The following is a 7,022-nucleotide window of genomic DNA, read 5'->3' as shown; positions in this document are numbered from 1 at the left end:
ACCCACCCGCACCCCGGTACGGAGAGCGCGGCCAAGAACATGCTCGCCGGACCGGCGGTCGCCATGATGGACCGGATCCGCGACATGATCCGCGACGCCCGCGACAAAAACTGAGAGGGTCGCCCCCGCTCATTTCCCTGACTTGCCGGCGGCCGTGGTCATTGGGGCGGAAACCAGAGCCAGGCTCGGACGCGGCGCGTCTCTTTGTGGGTGAGGCGGGTCGCCCGATAGGCGGCAGGGTTGATCAGGGTATTGCGGTCGAACGCATTGGTGTAGAGGGTGTCGGAGACTATGGCGGCCAGCTCGCTGCCGGAGGCGTGCACCTTCCTCTTGAAGCGGGGTGCCTCCAGGAGCCGGAAGAGCAGCAGTGTGTCCGGGCCTGTGACTCCGTAGCCGTCGTAATGGACGGGACCGTGGTGCACCGCGACCCGCAGCCGCATCCGCCCAGGAGGGCCGACGCACCTGTTGTGGCGTCCCACGGCGGCGCTGAGGTGGTTCAGCATCGGGTCGAGGAAGACAGCGGGATGGGCCTCTGGGGGCGTCACGATGAACGTGCCGTCACCCCGGTCCTCGTGATGGCAGTGCGGCCATGACACGCCGGCGAAGGTGAGCGCCTCGATGACCCGAGCGTACATATTGTGGCGCACCTGTACCTGCGTGGCGATATCGCGGTATTGAGCGCCGAACGCTACGAGATCGGTGGCGAGCAGTGTCGTGAACGGAGATGAAGGCTGCATCTTCCTCAACAATTCGTTTGCGGGGTTGGTTCGAGGTCCGCGCCGGATGAACGGGCGCGGCGATGCGTCGGCGGGTGCCCTCTTTTGGCCTTGGGAGGGCACTCCCGCTCCGCCCACTGTGGCGTGAATCGAACGGCGAGGCGAGTGGCCGCAGCGGCTTCGGATGCTCTCGGATGGCCAATGCGCCACCGGTCCATGTCGCAATTGCCTGCTTCGCGTAATATGTACCACGACCCGGATTCAAGATCGAAAGTCGCCCGCCAGGAAAAGTGGGGACTTACCGGACTTCCTCGTGTCCAGGGTGGAATCATGGCGACATGCCCGTCGAGGACCGTTCGCCCGTCGTTCGCCAGTTCGCCGGTGCCCTGATGGCCGCCTTGATCAACGCGGGAGCGCCGAGTTTCGCCCGGATCGAGTCGATGGCGAAGAAGGTGCGCCACCCGAGGGTGGAGCCGCTGCCGCACTCCACCGTTCAAGGCCACCTGTCCGGTGACCGGCGCGGCCTGCCCCGGTGGGAGATGGTGCGATCACTGGTCGTCGTGCTGAGGATCTTCGCGTCGATGGCCGGCAAGGATCCCGACGAGGTGATCGGCACCGTCGACGAGTGGGAGGTCCGGCACAAGGCGGCGGTGGCCGAGTTCAAGAACCGTCCAGGGTCCACCTGGGTGGAGGAGGCGGCCCCGGACATCGGCCAGGCGGCGGCCGACGCGCCGGTCCTGATGTCGGTCGCCGTCAACGGGACCACCGCCCGGCGCGAACGCGGCGGTGACCAGGACGCGGAGGTCCACGCGCTGCTCGACGACATGGCCCGCCGACTCGGGACGTACGGCTGGTGGCACGGTGATCGCCGGCTGGTCCCGCCCTGGCACGCTCCCTATCTGAGCCTGGAGCCCGCCGCCGAGCGCATCCACTCCTACGAGCACGTGTTCTGCCCCGGCCTGCTCCAGGACGAGGACTACGCCCGCGCCGTCATCTGCCTTGAACACGGCGACGCCCCCGCCGCCGAGATCGACCGCCGCGTCGCCTTGAGGATGGACCGCCAGAGAATTCTGCATCGGCCGAAGCCGGTGAATCTCTGGTGCGTACTGGACGAGACGGCCCTCTACCGACAGCAGGGCGGCCGGCAAATCCAGCGCGCCCAGATCCAGCATCTCATCGACCTCTCCCAGCAATCCAACATCACCATTCAGATCATGCCCATGGCCACCGGAGGCGAGTACGCCGCCATCGGGGCCGTTTCCCGGCTCCGCTTCGCCGCCGACTGGGCCCAGGACGTCTTCTACCTGGAGGATCCTTTCGGAGCGCACTATCCCGATGCGCACACCGCAAAACTGTATTACAGTCTGTTCCTAAACAAGGCCAGCATCAAAGCCGAAACCCCCGCAGATTCGATCAGGTTCCTGCACCGGGCCCTGCGGAAGATTTGATGCCGTTCAGGGTTGTTTCGCTCGCAGGCGCTTGATTAGCTGGGCGAGGGCCGCCCTTCGGCGGCGGCCTCCGGACGGAACTCAAAGCGGGGAGGCGGCTGCCGTGAGCAGCGAGGAGTCGTTCGCCTGGAGCGAGGCAGAGAAGGATCTCATGGCGGGAATCGACACATCGATTCCGCACTCGGCACGCATCTGGAACTACTGGATGGACGGCAAGGACAACTTTCCCGTCGACCAGGAGGCCGGCGACCAGTTCGCCGCGATCTATCCCGGCATCCGCGACATGGCCCGCACCTCCCGCTACTTCATCGCCCGAGTGGTCCGCTACCTCGCCGACGACGCCGGCCTGCGGCAGTTCCTCGACATCGGCACCGGCCTGCCCAGCCACGACAACACCCACGAAGTCGCCCAGCGGGTCGCGCCGGAGTCCCACATCGTCTACGTCGACAATGACCCCCTCGTCCTCACCCACGCCCAGGCGCTACTCGCCGGCAACCAGGTCGGCGGGACCGACTACATCGACGCGGACCTGAACGACCCCAAGGCGATCCTCAAGGTGGCCCGCGTCAAGCTCGACTTCACCCGTCCGCTGGCACTGATGCTCATGGGCGTCCTCGGCCACCTCCCGATCAGCGACGAGGCCGACGGGCATGCCCGAGCCATCGTCGAGGAACTCAAGGACGCCCTGCCCTCGGGCAGCTACCTGGCGGTCTACGACGGCACCAACACCGACCTCGCCTACGTCGAGGCGATCCGCCTCTACAACGAGGGCGGCTCCGCGCCGTACCACCTGCGCAGCCCGTCCCAGCTCAGCCGCTTCCTCGACGGATTCGACCCGGTAGACCCCGGATGGGTGCAAATACAGCAGTGGCGCCCCGAAGCCAGCCCCTTCGGCCCCGCCACCGAGGTCGACGCCTGGGGCGGAATCGCCCGGAAAGCCTAATCAAAACCACACATACCAAGGGCGATTCCCCCCTCTCGGAATTGTCTTGCATGTGGAGCCGGGCGCTTCGTTGCGCCCGGCCTCCTTGTGGTTGATTGCTCAACCGTGATCCTCCGTCTCATCATCGAGCGCTTTGGGTGAGGCGCCGGTGCTCGGCGCGGGTGCGTGGCGACGGGGTGCGGCCGGAGGGTTGCCTGGTGTCGGGCTGGGGGTTAACGTTCAGCTATCCGATAGGAAAGTTTCCTATCAGATGAGGTTCTTATGCCCCCCGCCCCAGTGTGCTCCCCGCGCCGGTCAGCAGCCGCGGCCCGGCTCTTCATTGGAAGTGATCAGATGCGACGTGTCCTGACGCTGCTCGGTTCCGCGCTGCTCGCGGCGGGAACGCTGCCGGCCGTTCTGCCCGTGTCGTCGGCCAGTGCCGCGGATTGCGCTGCCACGTGGAAGGCTCCCACCGCCTACAGCGGTGGCGCCGTGGTCTCCTACAACGGGCACAACTGGGCGGCGAAATGGTGGACGCAGAATCAGGCTCCGGGCAGCGACTCGGTCTGGACGGATCGGGGAACCTGCGGTGGGACCACGACCCCGCCCGAGCCCGGTGAGTTCGTGGTGAGCGAGGCCCAGTTCGAGCAGATGTTCCCAGGCCGCAACTCCTTCTACACCTACCGTGGGCTGACCGCGGCGATGGCGTCCTTCCCCGCGTTCGCCAACACCGGCAGCGACACGATCAAGAAGCAGGAAGCGGCCGCGTTCCTGGCCAACGTCAACCACGAGACCGGCGGGCTGGTGCACATCGTCGAGCAGAACACTGATAACTACCCGCATTACTGCGACGCTAGCCAGCCCTATGGCTGTCCCGCCGGGCGGGCGGCCTACTACGGGCGCGGTCCCATTCAGCTGAGCTGGAACTTCAACTACAAGGCGGCGGGCGACGCCCTGGGCATCGACCTGCTGAACAATCCCTGGCTGGTGGAGCGGGACGCGGCGGTGTCGTGGAAGAGCGCCCTGTGGTACTGGATGACCCAGAACGGTCCGGGGACCATGACCCCGCACGACGCGATGGTCAACAGCCGCGGATTCGGTGAGACGATCCGCAGCATCAACGGCGGCCTTGAATGCAATGGCGGAAACCCCGGGCAGGTGCAGAGCCGCGTGAACGCCTACAAGAAGTTCACTCAGCTCCTCGGCGTCCCGACCGGTGACAACCTGACCTGCTGACGGTCACGGACGGGCCGTGCGTTCCACCCAGAGGGGGCGCGTTCGTGCGTGCGTAGTCAAAGATCCTTCGCGGACGTCATGGTGCCCGCCGTGCAGTTCCCCCATGCTCAGGGGAAGAGGTTCATTGCCGCGCGGCCGTGCGGGGCGTCGTCCTCGGCGGGAAGGGATCACAGATGGCGGCCAGCCTGTTCACCGGCGGCGAGCGGGTGCCCGCGTCCGGACGGGTCATGACCGTCTGCGGGCCGATCACCCCGGACGCCCTCGGGCACACTGTCACCTCCGTGCACCTGGTCAGCGACACGGTCGCGGCACCCGACCGGGGCCCGGTGACCATGGACCTGCTCGGCGCGCTCGCCCTGGGCACCCCGAACCGCGACGACCGGCGGCTGTCCGAGGAGACCGCCCGTCCCGAGCTCGCCGACTTCGCCGCGCAGGGCGGGGGCACCGTCGTCGAGGTGACGGGCGCCGGACGCGAACCGCGGGCGCTGGCCCGCCTCGCCCGCGACTCGGGCGTCAACGTGGTCATGGGCTGCGGCGGATGCTTCCCCGGCCAGACGTCCGGGAGCCTTGCCGAGGAGATCGTGCGCGACCTTCACGACGGCGTGGACGGCGTGCGCGCGGGCGTGATCGGCGAGATCGGGGCGCTCGACCCGGACCGTCCTGCGGACCGGGCCCTGGCCATGGGCGTGGCCGACGCCGCCCGGCGGACCGGAGCCCCGGTGCTCATCGACCGCGCCGCGACGGCCGCCACGACACACGCTCTCCTGGACCTGCTGGACGCGTGCGGCGCCGACCTCGGCCGGGTCGCCGTCGGGCACTGCGACGGCCTGGCGACCGACGTCGGCTCCCTCGCCGCGCTCGCCGATCGCGGCGTGTTCGTCCAGTTCGACGGGCTCGGCCGTCTCCCGAGCGTGTACAGCGAGGTCGACGACCAGGACGTCGCCGCCGCCGTCCTCGCCCTCGCCGAACGCGGTCACGCCGAGCGGGTCCTGCTCTCTCCCGACGTCTCCCGCAAGATCCATCTGAAGGCCTTCGGCGGTGGCGGGTACGGCTTCGTCGCGGAGCAGTTCGTCCCCTACCTGCGGTACCTGGGGGCGGACGACGCCCTGCTGCGCGCGCTCACGGCGGCGAACCCGCGGCGCTGGCTGACCGTCACGGAGGACCTCGGATGAACCGGCCGTCGTCCATTCCCGACCTCGCCGGCCAGGTGCTCACGGTCGCCGGACCGGTCGCCCCCTCGGCCCTCGGACCGACGCTCATGCACGAGCACCTGTTCGTCGACCTGCGCCGTCCGCCCCACGCGCTGCGCCCGGGCGAGGACTCCCCCCAGGCGCGCGAGCCGCTCACCTTGGCCAACCTGGCCCGGACCCGGCACGGCACCGTCAACGCGGACAACGACGTCCTGTCCGACTTCGACGAGATGCTCGCCGAGGTGCTCGAATTCCGGCGCGCCGGCGGCGGCACCGTCGTCGAGGTCACCAATCTCGGGATCGGCCGCGACCCCGGCGCGCTGCTGCGGATGGCGCGGGCGAGCGGCCTCCACATCGTGATGGGCGCGGGCTGGTACACGCCGACCTTCCACCCGCCCGACATGGACGAGCGGACCGTCGACCAGCTCGCCGACGTGATCGTCCGCGACATCGTGGACGGCGCCGACGGGACGGGCGTCCGCGCCGGGATCATCGGCGAGGTCGGCGCGGAGTGCGCGCCGCTGACGCCCGGCGAGCTCAAGAGCGTGCGGGCCGCCGGCCGGGCGAGCCGGATCACCGGCGCCCCGATCACCTTCCACGTGGGCGGGGTCGGCGAGGAGAAGTTCACCGTCCTCGACATCCTCGACGAGGAGGGCGTGGACCCCGCCAACGTCGTCATCGGCCACGCCGGGTCCATGGCCGTCGACCTGCCCTTCGCGCGGAGGGTGCTCGCCCGCGGCGTGTTCATCGAGTTCGACTTCCTGGCCTCGCCCGGCAGCCCGTGGGGCCATCTCGTCCTGCTCAGCGACCACAAGGTCGCCCGCGGCATCGCCGGCCTCGTCGAGGACGGCTACGCCGGCCAGATCCTGCTCGGTCACGACGTCTGCCAGAAGGTCCAGCTCAAGCGGTACGGCGGGCAGGGCTACAGCTACATTCCCGAGCACTTCCTGCCGGCGCTCCGGCGCCTGGGAGTCGAGGACGAGGCCCTCCACGCGATCATGGTGGACAACCCCGCCCGCGCTCTGGCCTTCACCGCCCCCGCCCCCTGAACCTTCCCGGTCGGCTGGAGAAAGTGTGAACGGCGGACAGAACGCGGTCTCCTGGAGCACGATCGTCTGGTGACGCGGAGTCGTCGGCCGATGCCTTGGAGTTCACCTTGATCATGCTGACCACGCAGGAGGTCCCCCGCTGGGAATGGGGCACCGGACGTCTGGAGCCGGGCCGTCCGGCGGCGGCGACGCGGCTGGCCCATGCGTGCAACGACGCCGCGCTGCTGGCGCTTGAGGCCCTCGCGATGGACGACCGCTCCTCCGAGATGCGGGAGCGGGTGACCGACGGACCGCTCATGACGATCGCCCATACGTGGTCGAGCGCGTCCGTGCGCTACTTCAACGGGATGGTGGCCGCCCACACGGGGATCGCCGCCCAGTTCGCCGCGGAGATGACGAGCATCCTCTCCGCCCTGCGGAGCGAGGAAGGCGCCCCGGCCGCCCTGTCTCTTATACACCTC

General features: G+C 68.9%; 7 protein-coding genes. 6 read left to right on the top strand and 1 reads right to left on the bottom strand.

Annotated features, from left to right (window positions below; all coding sequences use genetic code 11):
* Positions 1–158: 158 nt before the first annotated feature.
* Positions 159–737 (bottom strand): hypothetical protein, encoded by a 579-nt coding sequence (locus E1298_RS41930; protein ID WP_131902951.1) that lies wholly within the window; start codon positions 735–737, stop codon positions 159–161.
* A 317-nt stretch (positions 738–1,054) separates the two neighbouring features.
* Here E1298_RS41930 and E1298_RS41925 point away from each other — a divergent pair, with 317 nt between their 5' ends.
* The 6 genes from E1298_RS41925 to E1298_RS41900 all read left to right on the top strand — a co-directional run.
* Entirely contained in the window at positions 1,055–2,164 is a 1,110-nt protein-coding gene (locus E1298_RS41925) for a DUF5753 domain-containing protein (RefSeq protein ID WP_131902950.1), read from the top strand.
* 103 nt (positions 2,165–2,267) lie between these two features.
* Positions 2,268–3,107 carry an SAM-dependent methyltransferase gene (locus E1298_RS41920; RefSeq protein WP_424923204.1) on the top strand — a complete coding sequence of 280 codons (840 nt, stop codon included), beginning with the start codon at positions 2,268–2,270 and terminating at the stop codon, positions 3,105–3,107.
* A gap of 333 nt (positions 3,108–3,440) precedes the next feature.
* On the top strand, positions 3,441–4,322 hold the full coding sequence (locus tag E1298_RS41915; RefSeq protein WP_131902949.1) for a glycoside hydrolase family 19 protein: 882 nt from the start codon (positions 3,441–3,443) through the stop codon (positions 4,320–4,322).
* 173 nt (positions 4,323–4,495) lie between these two features.
* Positions 4,496–5,494 (top strand): phosphotriesterase family protein, encoded by a 999-nt coding sequence (locus tag E1298_RS41910; protein WP_131902948.1) that lies wholly within the window; start codon positions 4,496–4,498, stop codon positions 5,492–5,494.
* Positions 5,491–6,561 carry a phosphotriesterase family protein gene (locus E1298_RS41905; RefSeq protein ID WP_131902947.1) on the top strand — a complete coding sequence of 357 codons (1,071 nt, stop codon included), beginning with the start codon at positions 5,491–5,493 and terminating at the stop codon, positions 6,559–6,561. The genes E1298_RS41910 and E1298_RS41905 overlap by 4 nt, the downstream gene beginning before the upstream one ends.
* Before the next feature lie 107 nt (positions 6,562–6,668).
* A partial coding sequence (locus E1298_RS41900) for a hypothetical protein (protein WP_165975924.1) occupies positions 6,669–7,022 on the top strand: 354 nt, incomplete at its 3' end.

It is taken from the genome of Actinomadura rubrisoli, from assembly GCF_004349215.1.
GTDB classification, from domain to species: Bacteria; Actinomycetota; Actinomycetes; order Streptosporangiales; family Streptosporangiaceae; genus Spirillospora; species Spirillospora rubrisoli.
Note: the sequence above shows the minus strand (reverse complement) of the source record. Positions and strands in the feature narration are given on the sequence as shown.

Bases quoted from the DNA above. Each gene is read 5' to 3' on its own strand.
- E1298_RS41910 (WP_131902948.1), top strand. From the start codon at position 4,496: ATGGCGGCCAGCCTGTTCACCGGCGGCGAGCGGGTGCCCGCGTCCGGA.
- E1298_RS41915 (WP_131902949.1), top strand. From the start codon at position 3,441: ATGCGACGTGTCCTGACGCTGCTCGGTTCCGCGCTGCTCGCGGCGGGA.
- E1298_RS41905 (WP_131902947.1), top strand. From the start codon at position 5,491: ATGAACCGGCCGTCGTCCATTCCCGACCTCGCCGGCCAGGTGCTCACG.
- E1298_RS41930 (WP_131902951.1), bottom strand. From the start codon at position 737: ATGCAGCCTTCATCTCCGTTCACGACACTGCTCGCCACCGATCTCGTA.
- E1298_RS41925 (WP_131902950.1), top strand. From the start codon at position 1,055: ATGCCCGTCGAGGACCGTTCGCCCGTCGTTCGCCAGTTCGCCGGTGCC.